The 25,446-nt window shown below is 32.5% G+C and carries 31 protein-coding genes; 25 read left to right on the plus strand and 6 right to left on the minus strand.

Translation table 11 applies throughout. From position 1 onward, the window contains the following. The first annotated feature begins 15 nt into the window (after nt 1–15). The 25 genes from FD06_RS05910 (at nt 16) to FD06_RS06025 (ending at nt 21,435) form a co-directional block, all read left to right on the plus strand. Nucleotides 16–1,032 carry an L-threonylcarbamoyladenylate synthase gene (locus FD06_RS05910; protein ID WP_056966733.1) on the plus strand — a complete coding sequence of 339 codons (1,017 nt, stop codon included), beginning with the start codon at nt 16–18 and terminating at the stop codon, nt 1,030–1,032. 49 nt (nt 1,033–1,081) lie between these two features. Further along, complete coding sequence (gene glyA / locus FD06_RS05915; protein ID WP_054657006.1) at nt 1,082–2,323, plus strand: serine hydroxymethyltransferase; 1,242 nt, start codon at nt 1,082–1,084, stop codon at nt 2,321–2,323. A gap of 23 nt (nt 2,324–2,346) precedes the next feature. Next, the gene (upp, locus tag FD06_RS05920) at nt 2,347–2,979 is read left to right on the plus strand and encodes a uracil phosphoribosyltransferase (RefSeq protein ID WP_056966735.1); all 633 of its coding nucleotides are present in this window, start codon (nt 2,347–2,349) and stop codon (nt 2,977–2,979) included. Nucleotides 2,980–3,219: 240 nt separating this feature from the next. After that, nucleotides 3,220–3,936 carry a F0F1 ATP synthase subunit A gene (gene atpB, locus FD06_RS05925; RefSeq protein WP_082605320.1) on the plus strand — a complete coding sequence of 239 codons (717 nt, stop codon included), beginning with the start codon at nt 3,220–3,222 and terminating at the stop codon, nt 3,934–3,936. Between the two features lie 30 nt (nt 3,937–3,966). After that, nucleotides 3,967–4,179 carry a F0F1 ATP synthase subunit C gene (atpE, locus tag FD06_RS05930; RefSeq protein ID WP_054657004.1) on the plus strand — a complete coding sequence of 71 codons (213 nt, stop codon included), beginning with the start codon at nt 3,967–3,969 and terminating at the stop codon, nt 4,177–4,179. A gap of 39 nt (nt 4,180–4,218) precedes the next feature. After that, a complete protein-coding gene (gene atpF, locus FD06_RS05935) occupies nt 4,219–4,752 on the plus strand; it encodes a F0F1 ATP synthase subunit B (RefSeq protein ID WP_054657002.1) in 534 nt (177 codons plus the stop codon). After that, nucleotides 4,742–5,284, plus strand: coding sequence for an ATP synthase F1 subunit delta (gene atpH, locus FD06_RS05940; RefSeq protein ID WP_056966737.1), 543 nt, complete (start codon nt 4,742–4,744; stop codon nt 5,282–5,284). The genes atpF and atpH overlap by 11 nt, the downstream gene beginning before the upstream one ends. Before the next feature lie 29 nt (nt 5,285–5,313). Then, the gene (gene atpA / locus FD06_RS05945) at nt 5,314–6,849 is read left to right on the plus strand and encodes a F0F1 ATP synthase subunit alpha (RefSeq protein ID WP_056966739.1); all 1,536 of its coding nucleotides are present in this window, start codon (nt 5,314–5,316) and stop codon (nt 6,847–6,849) included. A gap of 21 nt (nt 6,850–6,870) precedes the next feature. After that, nucleotides 6,871–7,773, plus strand: coding sequence for a F0F1 ATP synthase subunit gamma (locus FD06_RS05950; RefSeq protein WP_056966741.1), 903 nt, complete (start codon nt 6,871–6,873; stop codon nt 7,771–7,773). 23 nt (nt 7,774–7,796) lie between these two features. Then, on the plus strand, nt 7,797–9,209 hold the full coding sequence (atpD, locus tag FD06_RS05955) for a F0F1 ATP synthase subunit beta (RefSeq protein ID WP_056966743.1): 1,413 nt from the start codon (nt 7,797–7,799) through the stop codon (nt 9,207–9,209). Nucleotides 9,210–9,221: 12 nt separating this feature from the next. Further along, nucleotides 9,222–9,644: a F0F1 ATP synthase subunit epsilon gene (locus tag FD06_RS05960; RefSeq protein WP_054656994.1), complete on the plus strand. Its 423-nt coding sequence runs from the start codon at nt 9,222–9,224 to the stop codon at nt 9,642–9,644. Between the two features lie 99 nt (nt 9,645–9,743). After that, nucleotides 9,744–9,971 (plus strand): DUF1146 family protein, encoded by a 228-nt coding sequence (locus FD06_RS07825; RefSeq protein ID WP_054656993.1) that lies wholly within the window; start codon nt 9,744–9,746, stop codon nt 9,969–9,971. Between the two features lie 26 nt (nt 9,972–9,997). After that, entirely contained in the window at nt 9,998–11,320 is a 1,323-nt protein-coding gene (gene murA, locus FD06_RS05970) for a UDP-N-acetylglucosamine 1-carboxyvinyltransferase (RefSeq protein WP_054656991.1), read from the plus strand. Between the two features lie 18 nt (nt 11,321–11,338). Beyond that, entirely contained in the window at nt 11,339–12,358 is a 1,020-nt protein-coding gene (gene mreB / locus FD06_RS05975) for a rod shape-determining protein (protein ID WP_054656989.1), read from the plus strand. Beyond that, the gene (gene yidD / locus FD06_RS07535) at nt 12,358–12,633 is read left to right on the plus strand and encodes a membrane protein insertion efficiency factor YidD (RefSeq protein ID WP_082605321.1); all 276 of its coding nucleotides are present in this window, start codon (nt 12,358–12,360) and stop codon (nt 12,631–12,633) included. The genes mreB and yidD overlap by 1 nt, the downstream gene beginning before the upstream one ends. A 38-nt stretch (nt 12,634–12,671) precedes the next feature. Further along, nucleotides 12,672–12,896 (plus strand): DUF2969 family protein, encoded by a 225-nt coding sequence (locus tag FD06_RS05980; RefSeq protein WP_054656987.1) that lies wholly within the window; start codon nt 12,672–12,674, stop codon nt 12,894–12,896. 44 nt (nt 12,897–12,940) lie between these two features. Then, on the plus strand, nt 12,941–14,143 hold the full coding sequence (locus FD06_RS05985) for an FtsW/RodA/SpoVE family cell cycle protein (protein ID WP_056966745.1): 1,203 nt from the start codon (nt 12,941–12,943) through the stop codon (nt 14,141–14,143). Nucleotides 14,144–14,503: 360 nt separating this feature from the next. After that, nucleotides 14,504–15,541: a methionine ABC transporter ATP-binding protein gene (locus FD06_RS05990; protein WP_056966747.1), complete on the plus strand. Its 1,038-nt coding sequence runs from the start codon at nt 14,504–14,506 to the stop codon at nt 15,539–15,541. Beyond that, complete coding sequence (locus FD06_RS05995; RefSeq protein ID WP_056966749.1) at nt 15,534–16,226, plus strand: methionine ABC transporter permease; 693 nt, start codon at nt 15,534–15,536, stop codon at nt 16,224–16,226. Before FD06_RS05990 ends, FD06_RS05995 begins: the two co-directional genes overlap by 8 nt. Before the next feature lie 22 nt (nt 16,227–16,248). Then, a complete protein-coding gene (locus FD06_RS06000; protein WP_056966751.1) occupies nt 16,249–17,076 on the plus strand; it encodes a MetQ/NlpA family ABC transporter substrate-binding protein in 828 nt (275 codons plus the stop codon). A 130-nt stretch (nt 17,077–17,206) separates the two neighbouring features. Further along, nucleotides 17,207–17,575 (plus strand): GntR family transcriptional regulator, encoded by a 369-nt coding sequence (locus FD06_RS06005; protein WP_056966753.1) that lies wholly within the window; start codon nt 17,207–17,209, stop codon nt 17,573–17,575. After that, entirely contained in the window at nt 17,572–18,429 is an 858-nt protein-coding gene (locus tag FD06_RS06010; protein ID WP_056966755.1) for an ATP-binding cassette domain-containing protein, read from the plus strand. Before FD06_RS06005 ends, FD06_RS06010 begins: the two co-directional genes overlap by 4 nt. A 22-nt stretch (nt 18,430–18,451) precedes the next feature. Continuing rightward, nucleotides 18,452–19,258 (plus strand): hypothetical protein, encoded by an 807-nt coding sequence (locus FD06_RS06015; RefSeq protein WP_056966757.1) that lies wholly within the window; start codon nt 18,452–18,454, stop codon nt 19,256–19,258. 79 nt (nt 19,259–19,337) lie between these two features. Then, nucleotides 19,338–20,438 (plus strand): D-alanine--D-alanine ligase family protein, encoded by a 1,101-nt coding sequence (locus FD06_RS06020; RefSeq protein ID WP_056966759.1) that lies wholly within the window; start codon nt 19,338–19,340, stop codon nt 20,436–20,438. Between the two features lie 124 nt (nt 20,439–20,562). After that, on the plus strand, nt 20,563–21,435 hold the full coding sequence (locus tag FD06_RS06025) for a helix-turn-helix domain-containing protein (RefSeq protein ID WP_056966760.1): 873 nt from the start codon (nt 20,563–20,565) through the stop codon (nt 21,433–21,435). Between the two features lie 31 nt (nt 21,436–21,466). Here the strand turns inward: FD06_RS06025 and FD06_RS06030 are convergent, their stop codons facing one another. The 6 genes from FD06_RS06030 to FD06_RS06055 form a co-directional block, all read right to left on the minus strand. Then, nucleotides 21,467–21,919: a universal stress protein gene (locus FD06_RS06030; protein WP_056966762.1), complete on the minus strand. Its 453-nt coding sequence runs from the start codon at nt 21,917–21,919 to the stop codon at nt 21,467–21,469. A 60-nt stretch (nt 21,920–21,979) separates the two neighbouring features. Next, nucleotides 21,980–22,267: a hypothetical protein gene (locus FD06_RS06035; protein WP_054656980.1), complete on the minus strand. Its 288-nt coding sequence runs from the start codon at nt 22,265–22,267 to the stop codon at nt 21,980–21,982. A gap of 18 nt (nt 22,268–22,285) precedes the next feature. Further along, on the minus strand, nt 22,286–23,545 hold the full coding sequence (locus tag FD06_RS06040; protein WP_056966933.1) for a replication-associated recombination protein A: 1,260 nt from the start codon (nt 23,543–23,545) through the stop codon (nt 22,286–22,288). Nucleotides 23,546–23,577: 32 nt separating this feature from the next. Beyond that, nucleotides 23,578–24,048 (minus strand): YueI family protein, encoded by a 471-nt coding sequence (locus FD06_RS06045; RefSeq protein ID WP_056966764.1) that lies wholly within the window; start codon nt 24,046–24,048, stop codon nt 23,578–23,580. Nucleotides 24,049–24,157: 109 nt separating this feature from the next. Then, the gene (gene rpsD, locus FD06_RS06050; RefSeq protein WP_054656976.1) at nt 24,158–24,766 is read right to left on the minus strand and encodes a 30S ribosomal protein S4; all 609 of its coding nucleotides are present in this window, start codon (nt 24,764–24,766) and stop codon (nt 24,158–24,160) included. Between the two features lie 192 nt (nt 24,767–24,958). Beyond that, nucleotides 24,959–25,402, minus strand: a complete 444-nt coding sequence (locus FD06_RS06055) for a GAF domain-containing protein (RefSeq protein WP_054656974.1) — start codon at nt 25,400–25,402, stop codon at nt 24,959–24,961. Between the last annotated feature and the right edge of the window lie 44 nt (nt 25,403–25,446).

Consider the following 25,446-nt stretch of genomic DNA (forward strand, 5'->3'; position numbering starts at 1 on the left):
GGAATGTGATAGTTTTTGGATACGAAGATTTATACAGTAAACGATTTACCACAAGCAGCCAAAGAAATTCAAAATGGTAATCTAGTTTCTTTTCCAACTGAAACTGTTTATGGATTAGGTGCAGATGCTACTAACGAGGTTGCGGTAAAAAGCGTTTATGCTGCTAAAGGACGTCCAAGTGATAATCCTTTAATAGTACATGTAGACAGTATTAAAATGGTAGAAAAATATGCACAACCATTGTCTGAAGCAGCTAAAAAATTAATAAGTACTTTTTGGCCAGGACCTTTGACAATTATTTTTAAATTAAAACCAGGTAGTTTATCTAAAGCGGTTACTGGTGGACTAGATACAGCTGCATTTAGAAACCCTAACAATAAGGTAACTCTTGAATTAATTAAAGAAGCAGGAGTTCCAATTGTGGGACCGTCAGCTAATACATCGGGTAAACCTAGTCCAACAACTGCTCAACATGTTTATCATGATTTAAAAGGTAAGATTGCTGGTATCTTAGATGATGGCACTTCAAAATTTGGGGTAGAATCGACGGTTTTAGATATGTCAACTGATACACCAGCAATATTAAGACCAGGAGCAGTTACTTCGGACGATATTTCTAAAATAATTGGTCCTGTTTTAGATGAACATCATAAAGTAGCGAAAAATGAAGTTCCTAAAGCACCAGGCATGAAATATAAACATTATGCACCAAATGCGCAAGTTTATATTATCGACCATGAAGATGATTGGTCTGATGCTTTAGTCTGGGCCAGCAAGCAAAATAGTCCAGTTGGAATGATGGCAACTGACAGCAGGATTGCTGAATTTAGCATTCCTGATAATGTTGAAACGTTTAGCCTAGGTCAAGATGTTAATTCAGCAAGTCATCTATTATTTGCCGGACTACGTCATTTTGATGATGAATCTGAAGTTAAATCAATTTTAACGCAATCATTTGATGCTAATGGAATTGGTGAAGCTTATATGAATCGTTTAAATAAGTCTGCTGGTCAGACTCATTTTACAAAGTAAAGTTAACTAAAATTAAAATTCTTATGAATCCTAAGGAGTTGTCTCTATTATGAATTACGATTACAAACAAAAAGATCCAGAATTATGGAATGCAATTAGTAATGAAGAAAAACGTCAAGAGCATACAATTGAATTAATTGCTTCTGAAAATGTTGTATCGAACGCAGTTATGGCAGCTCAAGGGTCTGTACTCACCAATAAATATGCTGAAGGATATCCTAAACGTAGATATTATGGTGGATGTGAATTTATTGATGTATCTGAATCTTTAGCAATTGAACGTGCTAAGAAATTATTTGGAGCTGAATTTGCAAACGTTCAGCCACATTCTGGTTCACAAGCAAATCAAGCTGCTTATGCGGCCTTTTTGAAACCAGGAGACAAAATTTTAGGAATGAATTTAAATGCTGGTGGTCATTTAACACATGGCGCCAAAGTTAACTTTTCAGGTAAAATTTATCAATCATATTCTTATGGTTTAGATCCTGATACTGAACATTTGAATTATGATGAAATTTTAAAAATTGCTAAAGAGGTGCAACCACAACTGATTGTAGCTGGAGCATCAGCTTATAGTAGAACTATTGACTGGCATAAATTTAGAGCGATTGCTGATGAAGTAGGCGCTTATTTGATGGTCGATATGGCCCATATTGCTGGATTAGTAGCAACTGGTTTACATCCAAGTCCAATTGGCATTGCTGATGTAGTTACAACCACTACGCACAAAACATTACGTGGACCACGTGGTGGAATGATTTTATCTCAATCCAAATATGCTAAACAAATAAATTCAGCTTTATTCCCAGGAACTCAAGGTGGTCCTTTAGAACATGTAGTTGCTGCTAAAGCTGCTTGTTTCTTTGAAGATTTACAACATGAATTTAAGACATATTGTGAACAAGTTATTAAGAACGCTAAAGCTATGGCGGAAGAATTTAAAAATTCTGAACATATTAAAGTGGTTTCTGGCGGAACTGATAATCATTTGATGGTATTAGATTTAACTGATACTGGTTTAAGTGGTAAAGAAGTTCAAAACTTGTTAGATGAAGTTATGATAACTACTAATAAAGAAGCTATTCCTAATGAACAAAGAAGCCCATTTGTTACTAGTGGTTTACGTTTAGGTACACCAGCTATAACATCACGTGGATTTAATGAAGATGATTCTCGTAAAGTTGCTAAGTTAATTATTGATGCAATTGAAAATTATGATAACGAACAAGTTATTGAAAAAATAAAAAAAGATGTTCGTTCTTTAACAGATGCACATCCTTTAGCAAAATAAAAATATAGTGGGAGTGTTTAGATTTGGGCAAATTCCAAGTTATGAATCATCCGTTGATTCAACACAAACTAACAATTATAAGAGATAAAAATTGTGGAACTAGAGAATTTCGTGAAGTTGTTAACGAAATCTCTACATTACTAGCTTTTGAAGTTTCAAGAGATATGCCATTGGAAGACATTAAAATTGAAACTCCAATGGGAACAGCTAATTCGAAGTGCTTATCTGGAAAAAAAGTTGCAATTGTTCCAATTCTTCGTGCGGGAATTGGGATGGTCGATGGAATTTTAGATTTAATTCCAGCAGCTAAAGTTGGTCATATTGGTATGTATCGTGATGAAGAAACTTTCGAACCCCATGAATATTTTGTGAAGTTACCAAGTGATATTGAAAAACGTCAAATATTTGTGGTTGATCCAATGCTAGCAACTGGTGGCTCTGCAATCATGGCCATTGATGCCTTAGTAAAACGTGGCGTAGCTGAAGAAAATATTAAATTTGTTTGTTTAGTAGCTGCTCCTGAAGGAGTCGAAGCATTGAGAAAAGCTCATCCAAGTATCGATGTATATTCAGCTGCACTTGACGAAAAACTTGAAAATGGTTATATAGTCCCAGGACTAGGCGATGCTGGTGACCGTTTATTTGGTACTAAATAAAAAATTAAGATTAATTTTCAATTAACTATTACAAAAAAGCTTATAATGGTGTATGTTACATATAAGAAATATTGTCTATCTTTTTGTCAAATTTGTAATTAATTTTTAAAAGTTTGTTAATTTTCTTTTGAATTTAATTTTGAATGGTGGTAATATTTCAATGTATTTTATATTAAAATACGCCATTAATGCTTTGCATTTTTGTAAAGTGACTGGGGTTACGAAAAGGGGTGATAGTCTGTGAACGATCCAGTTTCTACTTTTAAGCTTTTTGGATTAACCTTTAATGTTGGTAACATGGTTTCTGTTGTTATTGCATCGGCAGTGGTATTTATTTTGATGTTCGTGTTATCTCGAAAATTACAATTAGTACCAACCGGTAAGCAAAACGCTTTAGAAATGATGGCTGATTTTACAAATAATATTGTTAAGGGTTCGCTTGATAAGAACACTTCACGAGCATTTAGTTTGTATGCATTCGTGCTATTTTTCTTCATTTTTGTTTCCAACCAATTAGGATTATTTATCCAATTGACTTATAACGATGTCTCTTATGTAAAGAGTCCAACTGCTGATCCAATTGTCACTATGACTTTAGCCTTAATGACATTAATGTTGGCTCACTTTGCGGGAGTATCGAAATTTGGTTTTAAGAGTTATTTTAATAATACTTACTTAAAACCATTTAAGGTATGGTTACCACTTAGTATTTTTGAAGAGTTTACTAACTTCTTAACTTTAGGGTTACGTTTGTTTGGTAATATCTTCGCTGGTGAAATGCTACTTAGTGTTATTATGAATTTTGCTTTTTCTCATGGACCAATTACCATGGTTATTGCTGTTCCTTTAACACTACTTTGGCAAGGCTTTTCAGTCTTTCTAGGTAGTATTCAAGCCTTTGTATTTGTAACCTTGACATCTGTATATATTTCTCAAAAAATAGAAGTTGAGGAATAAGATTATTTATAACTAAGGAGGATTTTAATTATGGGAGCAATTGCTGCTGGAATCGCTATGGCTGGTGCCGCTATCGGTGGTGGTATCGGTGATGGTATCGTTATTTCTAAGATGCTAGAAGGTATGGCTAGACAACCTGAATTATCTGGTGAATTAAGAACTAACATGTTCATTGGTGTTGGTTTAGTTGAAGCTATGCCTATTATTGCCTTTGTTATTTCTTTACTTGTAATGAACAAGTAATTTATTTTAAAAATAACAAATAGAAGGAGGTGTCGATAGATGTTTTCACATTTGTTATTTGGTAGTCCATTTGTTTTAACAGAAGGACTTTACACTGGTAACCTTTTATTTACAGCATTTTGTTTTATTATTTTAATGTTACTAATCAAGCATTTTGCTTGGGGTCCATTAAACGAAATGATGGACAAACGTGCTAATAAAATTGCCAATGATATTAATTCTGCAGAAAAATCACGTCAAGAAGCTGAAAAATTAGCTGCTCAACGTCAAGAAGCTTTATCAAAATCACAAGATGATGCTTCTGCAATTGTTAACCGTGCTAAAGACACAGCTAAGCAACAAGGTGAACAAATTGTAAACTCTGCAAGAACTGATGCTCAAAGTATCAAAAATTCTGCTCAAAAAGAAATTGAACAAGAACGTAAAGATGCTTTAGCAAACACCAAAGATGATGTGGCAAATTTGTCTATTGAAATTGCTTCTAAGATCATTCAAAAAGAATTGAAAGCTGACGACCAAAAAGCATTGATTGATTCTTATATTGAAGGGTTGGGGAAGCAAAATGCTAGATAAAATCACATTCGCAAAGCGTTATTCAAAAGCACTTTTTGAAGTGTTAAAAGCTGACGGCCAACTTGACTCAGGCTATGCTGAATTAAAACAGATTGAACAAATCTTTAATGATAATGCTAACTTATCGCAAGTTTTGGCTGACGTTAGTTTTCCAGAAAGTAAGAAACAAGAATTAATTAAGCCTTTGATTGATAATGCAGATTCTAAATACATTAAGAACCTACTTAAAGTATTAGTTGGCGCAGGCAGAGTGGATGCTTTACAAGCAATCGTTGAACATTTTGAAGCTTTGTATGATGAAGAAAACAAAATTGTTCACGCTAATGTGATTAGTGCAGTTCCATTAACTGATGATCAAAAAAATAATCTTTCTCAAACTTTTGCCAAACGTGTAAATGCTGATAGAGTTATTTTTAACTGCAAAGTAGATCAAAGCATAATTGGTGGTTTAGTAGTTAAATCATCAAATGTTATTTTTGATGGAAGCGTTAAGACAAAGATATCTAATATCAAGAAACTTCTATTGAATTAACAATATTCTATCAAAGAGGTGAAACTTTTATGAGCATTAAAGCTGAGGAAATCAGTGCTCTAATCAAGCAACAATTAGCTGGTTATAAAGACGAGTTATCTGTTGAAGAAACAGGTACTGTTACTTATGTTGGTGATGGTGTTGCTCGTGCTCATGGGTTAGATAACGCCTTGTCTGGCGAATTACTTGAATTTGATAATGGCGTCTTTGGTATGGCTCAAAACCTTGAAAGCAATGATGTTGGTATTGTTGTTTTAGGTGATTTTGATGGAATCCGTGAAGGCGATACTGTAAAACGTACCGGTAAAATCATGGAAGTTCCTGTGGGCGATGCTATGGTTGGTAGAACCATCAATGCTTTAGGACAACCTATTGATGGTAAAGGTGATATTTCAACATCAAATACTCAACCAATTGAAAAAAAGGCTCCAGGTATCATGGACAGACAAAGTGTTTCTGAACCATTACAAACAGGTATTAAAGCGATTGACTCATTAGTTCCAATCGGTCGTGGACAACGTGAGTTAATCATTGGTGACAGAAAAACTGGTAAGACTTCAATTGCCGTAGATACTATTTTGAATCAAAAAGATCAAGACATGATTTGTATTTATGTTGCTATTGGTCAAAAAGATTCAACTGTACGTTCACAAGTTTCAACACTAGAAAAATATGGTGCAATGGATTATACAATCGTATTATCAGCTGGTCCTGCTGAACCTGCTCCATTGTTATACATTGCTCCATATGCTGGTGCTGCTATGGGTGAATACTTTATGAATAAAGGTAAGCATGTTTTAATCGTTTACGATGATTTAACAAAACAAGCTAATGCTTACCGTGAATTATCACTTATTCTTCGTAGACCACCTGGTCGTGAAGCATATCCTGGTGATATTTTCTATACTCATTCACGTTTACTTGAACGTGCTGCTAAATTGTCAGACAAATTGGGTGGCGGTTCCATGACTGCTTTACCAATTGTTGAAACTCAAGCTGGTGATGTTTCTGCTTATATTCCAACAAACGTTATTTCCATTACTGATGGACAAATCTTCTTGAACTCAGACATGTTCTATTCAGGAACTCGTCCAGCGGTTGATGCGGGTACTTCCGTATCTCGTGTTGGTGGGGATGCGCAAATTAAAGCTATGAAGCAAGTTGCTGGTACCTTAAGACTTGATTTAGCTTCATATCACGAATTAGAAGCCTTTGCTCAATTTGGTTCTGATTTGGATGAAGCTACTCAAGCTAAATTAAATCGTGGTGCTCGTACTGTGGAAGTATTAAAACAACCACTACATTCACCACTACCAGTTGAAAAACAAGTTCTTATCTTGTATTGCTTAACACATGGATACTTAGATAAAGTTTCAATTGACGATATCGCACGTTACCAAAGTGAACTATTTGCATTCTTTGATGGTTCTCATAGAGACCTATTAGATCAAATCGTAAACACTGGTAAATTACCAGATATTGATAAGATGGATGAAGCTGTTCATGCATTTGAACAAACTTTTCAACCAAGTAAGTCAACTGAAAAAGAACAAAAAAATAACTAGCTTGAAGGATGGTGAGAACTAATGGCTGAATCTATTAATGATGTTAAACATCGTATTGCATCAACTAAGAATACACGTCAAATTACGACTGCGATGCAAATGGTTTCAACTTCTAAGTTGAGTCAGATTCAAAAGCATTCAGTTGCTTATGAGGAATATGTTTCTCGTGTTAAAGCTGTTGTAATGCATTTAGCTCAGTCTCATTTGTTAGATAGTTTAAATTCCTCAAGTAATGCAAACTCCCAAAAGAATGGGAAAACAGCATATCTAGTTGTTACTTCTGATCGTGGAATGGTTGGAAGTTATAATAGTAATGTTATTCGTGAGACAAATAATTTCATAAAAGAACACACTCCTAACGAAGATGATTATATTATTCTTGCAGTAGGTAGCAATGGTGCTGATTTTTATAAGAAGCGTGGTGCAAATGTTGCTTATGAATATAATGATGTATCCGATGTTCCTACTTTTAAGGAAATACAAGAAATCGTTAAGACAGTAACTTCTATGTATGATGATGGTGTATTTAGCAAACTTTATGTTTGTTATACCCACTTTGTTAATCGAGTATCTTCAACATTTAGGGCAGAAAAAATGTTGCCAATGGATAGTGAAGCGTTTAAAGAAGACGCAAGCAATGATATTAAACCAGCTGAAATCAATGCTGAATATGACATCGAACCTGATGAATCAGCTGTTTTAGATGTTGTATTACCTCAATATGCTGAAAGTTTAGTATTTGGAGCTATTTTAGATGCTAAAACTGCTGAACATTCTTCTAGTTCTTCTGCTATGAAGTCTGCTTCAGATAATGCTAATGATTTAATATCTTCATTGGAATTACGATACAATCGTGCTCGTCAAGCTGCTATTACCACTGAAATTACTGAAATTGTTGGTGGTCAAGAAGCCTTGAAGCACTAATATGATGGGAGGAATTAACGAAAATGAGTACTGGTAAAATTGTACAAGTTATTGGACCAGTCGTTGACGTTGAATTCCCAACGGACGTTAAATTACCTGATATTAACACTGCTCTTAAAGTTAAGAAAAGTGAAAACGAAGATTTAATTACCGAAGTTGCTATTGAATTAGGTGACGGTGTTGTTAGAACTATCGCCATGGACGGAACTGATGGTTTACGTCGTGGTATGGAAGTTGAAAACACTGAATCACCAATTTCAGTACCAGTAGGTGATGATACTTTAGGTCGTGTATTTAACGTTCTTGGTGAAACAATTGATGGTGGCCCAGAATTTGATAAAGATGCAGAACGTTGGCCAATTCATAGAGATGCTCCAGAGTATGATGAATTGAACCCATCTGCTGAAATCCTTGAAACTGGTATTAAGGTAATTGATTTATTAGCACCATATATTCGTGGTGGTAAAGTTGGATTATTCGGTGGTGCCGGAGTTGGTAAAACTGTTTTAATTCAAGAATTAATCCATAATATTGCTCAAGGTCATAACGGTATCTCAGTCTTCACCGGTGTTGGTGAACGTACTCGTGAAGGTAACGATATGTACTTTGAAATGAAAGAGTCAGGTGTTCTTGAAAAGACCGCCATGGTATATGGTCAAATGAACGAGCCACCTGGTGCACGTATGCGTGTTGCCTTGACAGGTTTGACTCTTGCTGAATACTTCCGTGACGAAGTCGGTACTGATGTGCTATTATTTATTGATAACATTTTCAGATTTACTCAAGCTGGTTCAGAAGTTTCAGCCTTGCTAGGTCGTATTCCATCAGCCGTTGGTTACCAACCAACATTGGCTACTGAAATGGGTCAATTGCAAGAACGTATTACTTCTACTAAGAAGGGTGCTATTACATCTATTCAAGCAGTTTACGTTCCAGCCGATGATTATACCGACCCTGCTCCTGCAACTACATTTGCTCACTTGGATGCAACTACCAACTTGGAACGTTCCTTGACTCAACAAGGTATTTATCCAGCCGTTGATCCATTAGCATCTACTTCATCTGCACTTGATCCTTCAATTGTTGGTGAAGAACATTATAAAGTTGCTACAGCTGTACAACAAGAACTACAAAGATATCGTGAATTACAAGATATTATTTCTATTTTAGGTATGGATGAATTGTCTGACGAAGAAAAGACTGTCGTAGGTCGTGCTCGTCGTATTCAATTCTTCCTATCACAAAGTTTCAGTGTTGCTGAACAATTTACTGGTTTACCTGGTAAATATGTTCCAGTTGACCAAACTGTTGCTGGATTTAAAGCTATTCTAGAAGGTAAGTATGATGATCTTCCAGAAGATGCCTTTAGAAATTGTGGTCCTATTGAAGACGTTGTAGAAAATGCTAAAAAAATGAAGCAAGCTGCAAACAACTAAGGAGGGTTCTGATTGGCTGATAACAGTTCAGTTTTAACCGTTAGTATCGTTACTCCTGATGGTAAGGTATATGAACGTGAATCTGCCGATTTAGTTGTTGTTAAGACTAAAAGTGGTCAATTAGGAATCATGCCTAATCACGTTCCGGTTATTGCTTCGCTAGAAGTAGATATAGCAAAAGTTGAATACGGTGAAAATACTGATGAAATTGCTGTTAACGGTGGTTTTATAGAATTTTCTAACAATAACGTATCAATTATTGCTGACAGTGCCGAAAAACAAGAAGATATTGATGTTGAACGTGCTAATAAAGCACGTGAAAGAGCTCAACGTAGAATTGAAGAAGCACGTCAAAAACATGACGATGCTACTTTAAGACGTAGTCAAATTGCTTTGCAAAGAGCGATTAACCGAATCAATATTTCTAAACACTAATAAAAAGCTTCCACACTTATTGTGGAAGCTTTTTTCATTTTACATAACAGACAAAAAGGCCATTTTGTGTTATAGTATAGGTTATTAAAGAGGTATTTTATGCTTTATTCTAACTTAAAAATAATCTTAAATATTGTATGTTATTTATTTTTTATCTTTATTGCATTTTGGTGTATTGTAGATTTGCACTTGGAAAAATTTCTAAGAATGCATGAACCACAGTTTAAAGCGCTAATAATTATGTTATCAGTAGCTTTAGGCTATTTATGTGCTTCTTTTTTTATAACGTTACTTTATGAAATTCACGATTTATTTAATCAAATTTGAGGTGTATACATCTAGGAGGTTTACCATTGAAAAAGATAATTGTTGAAGGCGGTAATCGCTTGCATGGTAGTGTAAATATTGAAGGCTCAAAAAATGCAGTGTTACCGATAATGGCAGCATCTATACTCGCTGAAAATCAACTTGTTCATTTAAATAATGTACCGAGACTATCAGATGTTTATACTATGCGTTCAGTATTGAAATTTTTAAATATTGACGTTGACTTTGATAGTGAAAATAATTCAATGACTATGGATGCTTCAAACAATATTTCTACTGAGGCTCCATTTGAATATGTTTCTAAAATGCGCGCATCAATCGTAGTAATGGGACCTTTATTAGCTAGAATGGGACATGCCAAGATTGCATTACCTGGTGGTTGTGCAATTGGATCTAGACCAATTGATTTACATCTTAAAGGTTTTGAATCCATGGGAGCTAAAATAGAGCAACATGATGGTTATGTAGAAGCTTTTGCAAAAGAAGGCTTAAAGGGTAGTAATATTTATTTAGATTTTCCAAGTGTTGGAGCTACTCAAAACATTATGATGGCAGCTACTTTAGCCGACGGAAAAACTACTATCAAAAATGTTGCAATGGAACCAGAAATTGTTGACTTAGCTAACTTCTTAAATGCTATGGGTGCTAAAATATCTGGTGCCGGAACTAATACGATGACCATTGAAGGTGTTTCTAGCTTGCATGGTGTAGAACATAACGTTTTACAAGATCGAATCGAAGCGGGGACCTTTATGGTTGCTGCTGCTTTGACTAATGGTGATGTTTTAGTTAAAGATGCTGATGCTGCTTACAATTTACCTTTAATAGCTAAATTAAAAGAAATGGGTGCGATGGTAAAAGTTAAGCCAGAGGGAATCCAAGTAATTGGTCCTAAGCAATTAAAGCCAACTAATGTTGAAACTTTACCTTATCCCGGTTTTCCTACTGATATGCAGCCACAGATGAGCGTCCTTCAGTTAGCTGCAAATGGAATTAGCATGTTAACTGAAAATGTATTTGAAAATCGTTTTATGCATTTGGAAGAATTACGTCGAATGAATGCAAAATATAAAATACATGGCCGTAGCGCGGTTTTAGAGGGCCCAACTAGTTTTAGTGGCGCTGAGGTTGCGGCTACAGACCTACGTGCTGGTGCAGCTTTAGTATTAGCCGGATTAGTTGCGGATGGAATTACTCAAGTTAGAAATCTTAAATACTTAGATCGTGGATATTATGATTTCCATAATAAGCTAGTTAAATTAGGCGCTAAAGTAAGACGTGTAAACATTGATGAAAATAGCAAAATCAATTTAGATAAAATTAAACAAGATATTAATAATGAAAGATAATACTCAGGAGGAACAATGATGGCAAAAGATATTGGCATCGATTTGGGAACAGCTAACGTTCTTATATATGTAACAGGAAAAGGAATAGTTTTAAATGAACCATCAGTAGTGGCAATTGATGTTCAAACTAACAAAGTATTGGCAGTGGGCTCAGAAGCTTACCGTATGGTAGGTAGAACGCCTAGTAACATCCGAGCAATTAGACCTCTAAAAGATGGTGTAATTTCAGATTTTGATGTAACTGAAAAAATGCTAACTTACTTTATTAATAAATTAAATGTTAAAGGTTTTATGTCTAAACCTAAAACTATGATTTGTGCACCAACAAATATTACTAATATCGAAAGAAAAGCAATTATTCAAGCTGCTGAAAAATCAGGTGGTGGTAAGGTCTATCTAGAAGAAGAACCTAAAGTTGCCGCCATTGGTGCCGGAATGGATATTTTCCAACCAAAAGGTAACATGGTAATCGATATTGGTGGTGGAACCTCAGATATTGCAGTACTGTCATTAGGTGATATTGTTGCAAGTAATTCAATTCGTTTAGCTGGTGACCAGATGAACTTTGATATTGTTAATTACGTTAAAAATAACCATAGTTTAATTATCGGTGAACACACTGCTGAAAAAATTAAAATGACAATTGGTAATGCTGATACAAACTCAGACGACTCTAAAACTATGGAAGTTAGAGGTCGTGATGCAGTTACAGGAATGCCTAAGTCACTAACGCTAACTAGTAAAGAAATTGGTGAAGCACTATCAGACACTGTAAATCAAATCATTACTGCTGCTAAAGATGTTTTGGAAGTAGTGCCACCTGAATTAGCATCAGATATAGTTGATCGTGGAGTTATGTTAACTGGTGGTGGTTCTTTACTTAAGGGAATTGATAAGGCCATTGCTGATGTTTTAACAGTGCCGGTAGTTATTTCAGAAAATCCTTTGAACAATGTTGCTAAGGGTGCTGGTGCATTATTAGAACATATTAGTAAAGCTGGTAAAGAAAGTAAATTAATTAACGCTAGTGAAGAATAATGAGAACTATATTAATCTTACTAGTAAATTTTTATAAAAAGTTTATATCACCATTGTTTCCACCGACTTGTAGATACTATCCTTCTTGTTCTACATATATGATAACTGCCTTGCAAAAGCATGGAGTTATTTTAGGTTTAATAATGGGGATATCCAGAATTATCAGATGCAACCCCTTTATTAAGGGGGGATATGATCCAGTACCTGATAAGTTTTCAATTTATAGAAATAAGCGAGCAAGAGATCAATATCGTCGCTCAATTAACTTAAAGTAGCCGATATTAAGTCGACTATTTTTATTTTGGAGGTAAGTATGTCAAAAAGTAAAAAAAACATTCAAGTTCAACTGGAAAGCGAAAAAATAAACGGTGATGTTTACGATGTTCTTAAAGTAGGCAATGAAAGCATCGGTAAAATTCGTGAAATTGAAAATAATAAGTATGAAGTTACATCATCAAATGATGACGTTTTTCGTGTAAAAAATGCTGATGAAGGAATTGAAGTTCTTTTAAGCGAATATCACTTACACAAAAATTAATGACGCCTTTTGAAGTCATTATGATGTAAAAGGGGACGTTTCAATTGGTTACAAAAAATCAAAAATCAAACGAGGAAGATAACCGTATTGATTGGGGAATTATTTTCTGCGTTTTAATGTTAGCATTGGTAGGTCTAGGCTCGATTTTTATTGCAATGTCACATGATTCTAGTTCTAATAACATTGTTAAGCAGCTTATTATGCAAGTTATTTGGTATTCAATCGGAGTTGGCATTGTTATTATTATGATGCAGTTTGATTCGGAACAGCTATGGAAAGTAGCGCCAATTATTTATTGGGGGGCTTTATTGTTATTAGGAGCCTTGCTAATTTTTTACAGTCGTTATTTCTATGTACAAACGGGTGCTAAAAGTTGGTTCAAGATTGGGCCTTTAACTTTTCAACCGGCTGAAGTTATGAAACCAGCATTTGTGGTTATGTTAGCTAGAGTAATTGTTGAACATAATAACGCTTTTAATTATCATAGTGTCAAAAATGATTTTATTTTAATTGGTAAAATGGTTTTATGGACTTTACCTATTTGTGTACTGTTAAAATTAGAAAATGATTTTGGAACTATGTTAGTATTCTTGGCAATTCTTAGTGGTATGGTGATTATTTCAGGTGTTACTTGGAAAATTATCGTGCCAGCTTTTACTGCTGCTGCTACTTTAGGTGGAACAGCATTACTAATGGTAATTATACCTGGTGGTAGAAAATTTTTAGAGTCAATTGGCTTCCAAGAATATCAATTTAATCGTGTTGATGATTGGCTTAATCCAGCTAGTAACCTAAGTAGTTCTGGCTACCAACTATGGCAAAGTATCAAAGCTATTGGTTCTGGTGGTATTCACGGAACTGGTTTTAATGTGTCACATGTATACGTTCCAGTTCGAGAATCAGATATGATTTTTTCAGTAGTAGGTGAAAATTTTGGATTCATTGGTGGCTTATTACTAATCTTGTTGTATTTCTTATTAATATATCAGATGATTAAGGTTACATTTCAAACTAAGAATGTCTACTACGCATATATATCCACCGGAATTATTATGATGATTTTATTCCATGTTTTTGAAAATATTGGTATGAGTATTGGTTTATTACCACTAACTGGAATTCCGTTGCCATTTGTTAGTCAAGGTGGTTCGGCATTGATTGGTAATATGATTGGAATTGGTTTAATTATGTCCATGCAATATCACAACCGTGGTTATATGTTTAGCGGACAAAAAGATTTCATTTAAAATAAACAATTTAATTGACTTTTTATTACACTTTATATATACTTTGTTAAAAATTGATTGTGGGATGAGTAAATAGGCGTTGGCTGCATTAGAGAGCCCTGATTTGGTGAAAAAGGGAGAGCTCACCTTATTGAATATGGTCCTTCGTAAAAAAATTATAGGTAAGTATAATTTTATGAGCCTGTAGTGTTTGGCAAGCATTATAATGCCAAAGTTAAGATTTCTATCTTAACTTGCTAAGTTAGTTATTGTGAAATAACTATAATATAAAGGTGGTAACGTGAAGCTTTTCACCCTTTACTATAATTTTTTTATAGTATAGGTGGAAAGCTTTTTTTATACGAAAGGAGAATTATTTTAATGATTGAGTTTAAACAGGTTTCTAAAAAATACCACTTAAGTAACTCGGAATTAACAGCTGTTAACAACGTTAATTTAAAAATTGACGATGGACAAATATTTGGAATTATTGGTTATTCTGGTGCCGGAAAAAGCACTTTAGTTAGAATGCTTAATGGAATTGAAACTCCAAGTAGTGGTGAAATTCTGATTAATGGGAAAAATATTTTAAAACAAAATAATCACGATTTGAGAGAAGAACGTAAAAAAATTGGAATGATTTTCCAACATTTTAATTTATTATGGTCTAGAACAATTATTCAAAATGTTGAATTGCCTTTAGAAATTGCAGGGGTAAAAAAAGAGCAACGCCATCAAAAAGCATTAAATCTAGTTAAGTTGGTAGGGTTAGAAGGTCGTGAAAATGATTATCCATCCGAATTGTCTGGTGGTCAAAAGCAAAGAGTGGGAATTGCTAGAGCCTTAGCTAATGACCCTGAAATTTTAATTTCTGACGAAGCCACTAGTGCATTAGACCCCCAAACAACGGATGAAATTTTAGATTTATTATTGGACATTAATAAAAAATTAAATTTAACTATTTTGCTTATTACTCATGAAATGCATGCAATTAGAAAAGTGGCTGAACAAGTTGCTGTAATGGAAAAAGGTCAAGTAGTTGAACAGGGTAATGTCGTTAACATTTTTAATAACCCGCAAAAAGAAATTACTAAACGTTTTGTTAATGAAGATTCGAATGTAAATGCAGATGATTTAAACTCGACTGTTAATAATCTAATTAAAGAATATCCTAACGGGATTATTGTTAAGCTTACTTTTAATGGTGATAAAGCTCAAAAACCAATCATTTCTCAATTATTAAGGAAGTTTAATTCAGTTGATATTAGTATTTTAGAAGGTTCGATTCATCAAATCCAAGGTGGTTCTATTGGATCTTTAATTATACATTTACAAAGTAAAAATGCAGAAGAACAACAAGCAGCACTTAACTATTTGAAATCATTGAAAATCGAAACTGAGGTGATAAGTCATGAATAATCAGGGAATTCAATCTTATTTTCAATTTAAAAATGTTAATTGGAGCTCAATGCAACAAGCTACTTGGGAAACAGTTTGGATGACTGCCATTTCTATGATTATCGTCATTTTTGTAGGAATTACATTGGGTTTAATTTTATTTGAAACTAGTGATAAAAAAGGAATCGGTTATAAAGCTATTAATTGGTTGGTTTCGTTTTTAGTTAATGTTTTTCGCTCAATTCCGTTCATCATTTTAATTGTTTTATTATTACCATTTACGCAAAATTTAGTGGGGACAATCATTGGACCAAAGGCAGCAATTCCTTCATTAGTAATTTCAGCAGCTCCATTCTATGCTAGAATGGTTGAAGCCGATTTTAGAGAAATTGATGCTGGGGTAATTGAAGCAGTTAAGTCTATGGGTGGAACCAGTTGGGATGTAATTTGGAAAGTTTTATTACCTGAAAGTATGCCAGCATTAATCGCTGGTGGAACGGTAACTGCTATTTCACTTATTTCTTATACAGCAATGGCTGGAGCAATTGGTTCTGGTGGACTTGGTTATTTAGCATATTTAGATGGTTTTCAATCTAACAACAATACAGTTACATTGGTCGCTACAGTTATTATCTTACTAATTGTTTTAATTATTCAATTTGTAGGTGACTTATTAGTTAAACATGTAGACAAAAGAGCTTTATAAAATAGGGAGGAGAAAGACAATTATGAAAAAAATTACAGTCATTATTTGTCTATTTTTAGCCCTTATTGGTTTAATTTCGGTTGGTCCGGGAACCTATGAATCTAAAAATACTTTGATTGTAGGAGCTTCTAACATTCCACATGCTGAAATTTTAAGACATGTTGCTCCACAACTAAAAAAAGAAGGCATAAAATTAGACATTAAGACTTTTCAAGATTATGTTTTACCTAATCGTGCTCTAGTAGGTAAGCAAACTGATGCTAATTATTTTCAAACCATACCTTTCTTAGATACTTGGAATAAAGAATATCATGGAAATTTAGTCAATGTAGGTCCAGTTCATTTGGAACCGATGGGCATATATTCTAAAAAAGTTAAAAAACTGGCTGATTTAAAAGATGGTGCAACTATTTTAGTAAGTAGTAATGCTCCAGATTATGGTCGAATTATTCAATTGTTTCAACAAAACGGTTTAATTAAAATAAAAAAAGGCGTTAAAGTTGAACAGGCTAATTTTTCTGACATAAGTTGGAATCCTAAACATTTAAAATTTAAAACTGGTTATGAAGCTAAGTTAATGCCAATGATTTATCAGCATAATGAGGGTGATGCAGTTGCTATCAACTCAAATTATGCAGTGCAAAGTGGACTTAATCCAGATAAAGATTCAATTGCCTTGCAAAAATCTTCTCCTAATTCTCCCTACAATAATATTTTAGTAGCTAGGAAAGATAACGAGCATAGTCGTGCAATTAGACTATTATTAAAAGCGTTGCAGTCAAAGGAAACCCAACAATGGATTAAAAATAAATATCATGGAGCAGTTTTACCAGCAGGAAACGTTAAATAGTAATTATAAGAGTTGAAAATTTCAACTCTTTTTTTATGTAATTATTGACAGATTAATGTTTTGAATATATAGTTAGTTACAACAGTAACAAACCTAAAAAATCTTTTTATTAGATTGAGGTGAAAGATTGATGAAGTTTAATTTTAATAGTGCTAAACCTATTTTTTTGCAGGTAGCAGAACAAATTGAAGATGCTATTTTTACAGGAACTTTTAAAGAGGGCAGTCAGATTCCATCTACAACTGAAATTTCTAAAAATTTCCAAATTAATCCTGCGACAGTTTTAAAGGGTATGAACATATTAGTTGACAATAAACTGTTAGAAAAACGACGTGGTAGAGGTACTTTTGTTAGTGTAGGTGCACAAAGCAAGATTATAAAGAATCGACAAGAAAATTTTTATAATGATTATATTGTCAATTTAGTACATGAAGCTAAAAATTTAAATATTGATGAAATTCAAATAATTAATTTAATTAAGCGGGGGTATAAAGCATGAGCGAAGGTATCATAATTAAAAACTTAGTTAAAAGTTTTCGTAAAGATGTTATTTTAGATAACGTTAGTTTAAAGATTGAACCTGAGAAAATTTATGGATTATTAGGACGTAATGGTGCTGGTAAAAGTACGCTTATGAACATTATAGCTGACCGTAAATTTAGTAATAGTGGTTCAATAACACTTAATGGTTCTACTATTCATGATAATGACGAAAATTTGTCAAAAGTTTATTTAACTAGTGAGATTGATGTTTATCCAGATAAATTTAAAATTAAGGATTTATTTCATTGGGTATCGGACATATATAAAGATTTTAATAATGATTTATGTAAAAAATTATCTGATGAATTTAAATTGAACTTAAATAGTAAATTTGGAAATCTTTCTACAGGATATAATTCTATTGTTAAGATAATAGTGGCGTTATGTGTACCTGCTGATTATATATTTTTGGATGAACCTATTTTAGGCTTGGACGCTAAAAATAGGGATGTTTTTTATAACGCTTTAATTCAAACTTATAGTGATAGACCTAGAACATTTGTTATATCGACACATATTATTGAAGAAATCGCCAATATTATTAGTAATGTAATTGTAATTAAAAATAGTAAAATATTAATAGATGACTCTACAGAAAATATTTTAGCCTCTTCTTATGCGGTTACAGGGCCTGCTTCTCAGGTAGATGAATATACAGATGGGTTGAATATAGTTGGATCAGAAGCACTTGGAAAAATAAAATCAAATTATATTTTTGGTGAGTTAAATGATAAGCCTATTCCTGATACAGTTACTATATCTAATATAGATTTACAAAAATTATTTGTTAATTTGACTGATAAAGAATAGATTTTTCGAGGGAGTTGTTATGATGCATTTAAAATTAAAAAATTATTTGATTCATAGTTATATAAATATTACGTTTTGGGTTTTCTTCTATTTCTTATTATTGTTTTGGATTTTACCGATTGTTTTACGTATCTTTACGGGTAATTTTTCATTTGGTGATGTTTTTACTGGAATTTCTCCTGATTTCATCACTATTTCTCTGGGTATTTCATTAATAATAAATACTTTATTTAATAATACAAATTTTAGATTTGCAATATCTAACGGAATTTCTAGAAAATCATATTGGAAAACTAGAACTTTACTCCTTTGTGGTTTTGTTTTAATAATAGAAATAGTATCTTTTGCTTTAATGCTAATTGAAAAACCATATGTTTTTAAAAGTGGCAATAATTTTATCCCATACAATTTATACGGAGACGTTTCTTTATATTCTTATTTTCATAATCCAATTCTTAATTTCTTTATGGCTTTCTTGTTGTCTATTTTATTAACGTTATCTTCAACATTCTTTTTTATGGCGCTGAATAATTTTTACTTGATGTTTACTAAAAAAGTTAGAAGAATATTAATCTTTGTGATTGTTGCTTTAGTTTTTGCAATTCCATTTATGATTGGTTTTATAATTGCATATTTACAGTATGTTGGCGGTAACAATCTCATATTTTCACTGGGTAAGTTTATTCTTTCTATTTTTGGGATAAATGTTGTAAAGCAAGGTCTATACTTTAATCCGTTTTTATTTGCCTTTGATATGCTAATTGTTGATTTAATATTAGCTACCTTAAGTTATAAATTTAATTCTAAAATTCAAATTTATAAAGATTAGAGCTACTTTTTTAATATATTTTTTAAGTAAACAATGCTATAATTAAGTTTCTTAGATTTATAGATGGGACGGGATTTAATTGAATAAAAAATTACATTTAGCATTATTATTCGGTGGGAATTCATCCGAACATGATGTTTCAAAAAGATCTGCACATAACATTTACGATGCAATGGATAAAGATAAGTACGATATCAGTTTGTTTTTAATTACCAAAAATGGTGTCATCTTGAGTAACGAGGCTTCACACCGTGTTTTTAATGGTGAAAATGAAGACGATGTAGTTGCTGAAGAATTACCTAAATTAGATCAATCTAATCCATTAGCTAACATTATTAACTTATCTAAAGTGAAAGATATAGACGTATTTTTCCCCATTATTCACGGTAATTTAGGTGAAGATGGTACTATTCAAGGATTATTAAGATTAATGAATAAACCTTATGTTGGTAGTGGTATCTTAGAATCTGCTATGGGATTTGATAAAGATATTACTAAAAAAATGCTTAATTTAAATGGAATACGAAATACTAAGTATGAACTTATTACACCTTTCAATAAAGATGACTGGAATTATGATAAGTTAAGTCAAAAATTAGGTAAAGTTATCTTTTTGAAACCTGCTAACCAAGGTTCATCAGTAGGTATTCATAAAGTAACGAATGAAAAAGAATATGAAGATAGCTTAAGTGATGCTTTTAGATATGATTATAAGATACTTGCTGAACAAGCTATTGACGGTCCAAGAGAATTAGAAATCTCAATATTAGGTAATGAAAATCCGATTGCTTCGTGCTTAGGTGCAATTAAAGTTCCAGAAGATGATGCATTTTATACTTATGACAATAAATTTGTTGATGCAAGTCAAGTTCAATTTGATATTCCAGTTGAAGTATCAGATAAATTATCTAAAGAAATTACAGAGATGGGACTAGCTGCTTATCGAGCTTTAGGATTGAAAGGGATGGCTAGAATTGACTTTTTAGTTTCTAAAGATGATATACCATACTTAGGTGAAGTTAATACGCTACCAGGATTTACAAATATTAGCTTGTATCCACAACTATGGGAAGCTTCAGGAATTAGTTATACTGAACTAATTGATCGTCTAATTAAACTTGCTTTCGATGAATTTAGTAGAAAAGCTGAAATTATTCATGATTTTAAACCACTTTCATAATTAATAAAAAAAGATAATATCTATAATTATGATATTATCTTTTTTTGTTGAAAAAATACTGATGTTATAATATAATATTTATTTATGTCATATTTTAAATATTATAAAAGGAGCTTATAACAATTTGAATATAAAAGGCGATGTTATAAAAAAGTACAGGGAATCTAGAGGGTTAACCCAAATGCAATTGTGTAAGGGAATTTGTACACAGCCTAACATTAGTACAATTGAAAAAAATGGTAGTTGTCCTAGCATTAGTACCGTAAGCTCTATATGTAAAAAGTTAGATATATCGATCGACGAAGTAGTAAATGGTTCAGAAAATAATTTTAACCATTCAGAAGATGTTGATAATTACATTTTTAGTAACCAGTGGTTAAAAGCTAGTGACTATTTGCAGAATGTTAATTATGATTTGATTGATTCCAAGACGAATCGAATTAAGTACAACTATTGTAATGGTTACTTACAATTTCATTTACATAAAGATTTAAATCAAGCAATGTTTTTTTATAATCAAGTTATTAGGCTTTGTAAAAATATTCCTAACAATGTTTACAGCATTGGTGCATCAGTTGGCATTTTAGAAATCTATCTTGTTCAAAAACAACTTGATGTAAGACATTTACTTTCTCAAATAAATTCTTTAAGTTATGATTTGTCCAAAATTGATTTTGATGAGCATAATGGTAAATTTTTAACATTGCTTTACTCAAAAATAATTGAAAATTATCAGCTCCTAGGTATGTATGAAGAGTCTTTAAGATTTTATGGCTCTGTAATATCAAATATTAAAAGAAATTTTGTTGCATTTAAGCTCTGTGAATTGAAAAATTTAAAGGCTATAAGCCTATTTAAGCTAGATAATAACATTGAAGCTTTCAAACATTTAAAATTTGCGTTGGATTTGGGTAGCTTCTATAAAAATGATATGTCTGTTGCTATTTCCAAGAAATTATATATTCAATTCAAAAAAGGCACATTGGAAGAAATATAAACTTCTAATGTGCCTTTTTATAATTATTAAATTATTTATTATCTAAGTCAGTCCTTACAATTAAAACATCGCATTTTGCAACCCTAGTTACGAAAGAGGTAACTGATCCAATTAAAAATCTTTCAACTGAGTTAAGTCCAGTTGCACCCATCATAATTAAATCGATTTTTAGTTTACCTACAACATCCTTAGCTATGACAACTTTAGGTGATCCATATTCTATTGAATAGTCAGTACCATCTAAACCAAAATCTTTTGCTTTCTTTAAATATTTTTCGAGAGTTTTTTTAGAACTTTCAGTAATTTCTTCTATCATTTTAGCATCAAAACTGGATAAGTTTTGAAAAGCTCTTTCATCTACCACGTGAACTAAATGTAGATGAGCCTTATTACGTTTAGCTACTTCCAGAGCTTTGTTAAAAGCTAATTCGGCATTTTTGGATCCATCAATTGGTACTAAAATATTGTTGTAATCTTGCAACATAACAATCACCTCGCAACCTATATTTTACTTTATTTTTAAAAAATGTATAAGCATAAGCACTTACTTTAAGAAAAATTTTGATAGGGTGAGTTGTAGTGCCATGACAACCATGCAACCAACAAAAAGTACTATCATCATAAACACAATGTTCGATATTATTATTGAAATTAAAGTTATCACAAACGTGCTTAAGAAGATAAAACTAAAGTTTTTAATTATTTGACTTAGAATGTTATTTTTTTCTGGATGAAAAGACATAAATGGTTTATTTTGATGCTTAAATAAAAATAAACCTACAACTAATTGTAAAGCGGCAAACACTATCATTAATATAATTATTGCTGTCATTTATAAATACCTCGTTAATTAACTATTGTTATTAAAATTTTGAGCTTTTAGCAGTTTATTGTATTGTTGCTCAAAAGCAGTTTCAAATTTTCCATTATTCTTTGGTATATAGTAGCAATCGTCTTTTATTTTGTCGGGTAGATATTGCTGTTTTACCCAGTCGTTTGGGTAGTTGTGTGGATATTTGTAATCTTTTCCAACACCCATCTTTTTTGCATCATAATAGTGATTATCTTTTAAGTAACTTGGAATGTTTCCATAATTATTTTGCTCAACACGTTCAATGGCTTTATCAATTGCCAACATTCCGGAATTAGATTTAGGAGATAAGCATAGCTCAATTATAGCGTCAGCAATGGGAATTCGTCCCTCTGGCAGGCCTAATTGATTAGCAGCATCAATGGCCTGGATGGTCCGATTACAAGCACTTGGATTAGCTAAACCAATATCTTCGTAGGCAATTACCATTAGTCTTCTGCAAAGTGATTGCAAATCGCCAGAACATATTAATCGAGCTGCATAGTGAAGAGCAGCGTTGACGTCTGATCCACGAATAGATTTTTGAAAAGCTGAAATAACGTTATAGTGACTATCACCATTTTTATCACCAGCAATAGGTTTCTTTTGTAAGCAGTCTTCTACATCAGCTAATGAAATGTTTACGACCTTTTTTTCAGACAATCCTGACATAACAATAATTTCTAACGTATTTAAAGCGTTTCTTAAATCACCATTAGTTCCTTCAGACAAAAATTTAATTGCATTCTCTGAAATATTTACATTATATTGACCTAAACCATTAGTTTTATCTTTAATAGATCTTTTAATTGCTTCACTAATGTCATTAGGTTTCAAAGAAAATACTTCAAAAATGCTAGCTCTACTTCTAATCGCTGGATTAATGCTAATATATGGGTTCTCTGTAGTTGCACCAATTAGAATAATTTTGCCACTTTCCATTAATGGCAGTAAAAAGTCTTGTTTAGTTTTATCTAGTCGATGAATTTCATCTAGTAATAGAATTACGGTACCGCTCATTTTAGATTCTTCAGCAATTGCTTGTAAATCTTTTTTAGTATCAGTGGCAGCGTTTAAAATTCGGAACGCATACTTAGTAGTTCCGGCAATAGCACTAGCAATGCTAGTTTTTCCTGTACCAGGGGGGCCATATAAAATCATTGAAGATAGTGTTTTAGATTTAACCATACGATAAATAATTTTATTTTTTCCAACTAAATGTTGTTGACCTACAATTTGACTAATGTTTTTAGGCCGCATGCGATAGGCTAGGGGCTTCAAATAATGACCTCCTATTTAAAAATATTTAACAATTTACTGAGAAATCCTTTTTTATCTTTAGTTTCTTTACTATTTACGTTTGCCTGTTTTTTAGGATATTTTTCTTTATAATCAATCTTATCAATATTTATTGCTGATTTGTTAGCGTATATAACACCGTAGTCATCGGCACCGTCTTTATAAAAAGAATCATTTTTTACAGTAAATTTTATATTGTTTTGGGATGCTAATTTAATGAATGGAGATAGTAAATCATGACCAATATTACCATTAAGAATTATTTGGTAATCACTGTTCTTTTGAAATTCGTTTACTAGACATTTAATTGCATATTTATCTGATAAATCTTTAACTTTGATACCTAAAGAAACACGTTCTCTAAATGTACCTAAATATTTTCTTTGCTCATCTGGATTTATTTTTGGGGATGTACCACTAACTGATTGGTCTAATCGACCTTTTACATTATCATTAGAACTCATTTTAATTCCTCCTATAAGTTAATTATTAACTATAATATTAACAATTAAAAGTATAATAAAAAAGCGCCTTGCATATGCAAAACGCTTTTGGCAACAAAATATAAATAAATTATAGTTTGTTGTAGTATTCAACGATAAGTGAAGCATCAATATCAGCATTCATTTCATCACGTTGAGGTAATCTAGTTAGAGAACCTTCTAGCTTATCAGCATCAAATTCAACGTATTGAGGACGTCCAACAACGGCTTCAACAGCATTTTTAATGATTTGTAAGTCTTTTGATTTTTCACGAACACTAACAACTTGTCCTACTTTAACTTCGTATGAAGGAATATCTACACGTTTACCATCAACAGTAATGTGACCATGGTTAACTAGTTGACGAGCTTGACGACGAGTAGTAGCCAAACCTAAGCGGTAAACAACGTTATCTAAACGACGTTCTAGTAAAATCATAAAGTTATCACCATGACGACCTTCTCTGATTTTACCTGCACGAACGAATAGTGATGAGAATTGACGTTCAGTCATTCCATACATAAAACGTAGCTTTTGTTTTTCCTTTAATTGAAGACCGTATTCTGAAAGTTTTTGACGACGACCTTGACCGTGATCTCCTGGTGCATAAGGACGACGAGCTAATTCTTTACCAGTACCTGATAAAGAAATACCAAGACGACGTGAAATTCTCCAACTTGGACCTGTATATCTAGACATAAAAAGTTCCTCCAATAATTTTTTTGGAGTAAAATAATCTTTTGTGTATTTAGTATTCGTGCATATTGTTTTGCAACTTTCACCCCAGCAGCCGTAGGGGTACTTGTAGAACCAATATGGCATCAATATGTTGACGAGCTTACCATACACTGCTGCATTATTTTACACGTTGATTATTCTACTTAATTATTATTAATTTGTCAATGTTTTAATGAATATATTTGCCATTGATTCTAATAGTGATTGATCATTTTCTGAAAATCTACTTTTTTTGGGCGAATCAATATCTAATACGCCAAATTTTCCTAAGGGGATAACTAGTTCTGACATGCTATCAGCATCACATGCAATATGTCCTTTAAAATCATGAACATTGCTTATGCGTTGTGTTTCCTGTGTTTTAAAAGCCTTACCACAGACGCCCTGACCATTTTTAATGTGCACGCAAGCCATTTTTCCTTGAAAGGGTCCTAAAATTAACTCATCGTTATTTTCTTCGTAGCGATAAAACCCAACCCAATTAATATCATCAATAAATTGCATTATAAAAGCTGACATGTTAGCCATATTAGCCCATTTATCAGTTTCTATTCCAATTAGTGCTGATAGTTGCTTATTCAAAATATTTTTATTCATGTATGAACTCCTTTCAAATTATGTATTGGACTATGTTTTCAATA

It is taken from the genome of Apilactobacillus ozensis DSM 23829 = JCM 17196 (genome assembly GCF_001435995.1).
Lineage (GTDB): Bacteria > Bacillota > Bacilli > Lactobacillales > Lactobacillaceae > Apilactobacillus > Apilactobacillus ozensis.

Coding starts and splice junctions, on each gene's coding strand:
- glyA (WP_054657006.1), top strand. CDS start 1,082: ATGAATTACGATTACAAACAAAAAGATCCAGAATTATGGAATGCAATT.
- atpE (WP_054657004.1), top strand. CDS start 3,967: ATGGGAGCAATTGCTGCTGGAATCGCTATGGCTGGTGCCGCTATCGGT.
- atpF (WP_054657002.1), top strand. CDS start 4,219: ATGTTTTCACATTTGTTATTTGGTAGTCCATTTGTTTTAACAGAAGGA.
- atpH (WP_056966737.1), top strand. CDS start 4,742: ATGCTAGATAAAATCACATTCGCAAAGCGTTATTCAAAAGCACTTTTT.
- atpA (WP_056966739.1), top strand. CDS start 5,314: ATGAGCATTAAAGCTGAGGAAATCAGTGCTCTAATCAAGCAACAATTA.
- FD06_RS05950 (WP_056966741.1), top strand. CDS start 6,871: ATGGCTGAATCTATTAATGATGTTAAACATCGTATTGCATCAACTAAG.
- atpD (WP_056966743.1), top strand. CDS start 7,797: ATGAGTACTGGTAAAATTGTACAAGTTATTGGACCAGTCGTTGACGTT.
- FD06_RS07825 (WP_054656993.1), top strand. CDS start 9,744: ATGCTTTATTCTAACTTAAAAATAATCTTAAATATTGTATGTTATTTA.
- mreB (WP_054656989.1), top strand. CDS start 11,339: ATGGCAAAAGATATTGGCATCGATTTGGGAACAGCTAACGTTCTTATA.
- yidD (WP_082605321.1), top strand. CDS start 12,358: ATGAGAACTATATTAATCTTACTAGTAAATTTTTATAAAAAGTTTATA.
- FD06_RS05980 (WP_054656987.1), top strand. CDS start 12,672: ATGTCAAAAAGTAAAAAAAACATTCAAGTTCAACTGGAAAGCGAAAAA.
- FD06_RS05990 (WP_056966747.1), top strand. CDS start 14,504: ATGATTGAGTTTAAACAGGTTTCTAAAAAATACCACTTAAGTAACTCG.
- FD06_RS05995 (WP_056966749.1), top strand. CDS start 15,534: ATGAATAATCAGGGAATTCAATCTTATTTTCAATTTAAAAATGTTAAT.
- FD06_RS06000 (WP_056966751.1), top strand. CDS start 16,249: ATGAAAAAAATTACAGTCATTATTTGTCTATTTTTAGCCCTTATTGGT.
- FD06_RS06005 (WP_056966753.1), top strand. CDS start 17,207: ATGAAGTTTAATTTTAATAGTGCTAAACCTATTTTTTTGCAGGTAGCA.
- FD06_RS06010 (WP_056966755.1), top strand. CDS start 17,572: ATGAGCGAAGGTATCATAATTAAAAACTTAGTTAAAAGTTTTCGTAAA.
- FD06_RS06015 (WP_056966757.1), top strand. CDS start 18,452: ATGCATTTAAAATTAAAAAATTATTTGATTCATAGTTATATAAATATT.
- FD06_RS06030 (WP_056966762.1), bottom strand. CDS start 21,919: ATGTTGCAAGATTACAACAATATTTTAGTACCAATTGATGGATCCAAA.
- FD06_RS06035 (WP_054656980.1), bottom strand. CDS start 22,267: ATGACAGCAATAATTATATTAATGATAGTGTTTGCCGCTTTACAATTA.
- FD06_RS06040 (WP_056966933.1), bottom strand. CDS start 23,545: ATGCGGCCTAAAAACATTAGTCAAATTGTAGGTCAACAACATTTAGTT.
- FD06_RS06045 (WP_056966764.1), bottom strand. CDS start 24,048: ATGAGTTCTAATGATAATGTAAAAGGTCGATTAGACCAATCAGTTAGT.
- rpsD (WP_054656976.1), bottom strand. CDS start 24,766: ATGTCTAGATATACAGGTCCAAGTTGGAGAATTTCACGTCGTCTTGGT.
- FD06_RS06055 (WP_054656974.1), bottom strand. CDS start 25,402: ATGAATAAAAATATTTTGAATAAGCAACTATCAGCACTAATTGGAATA.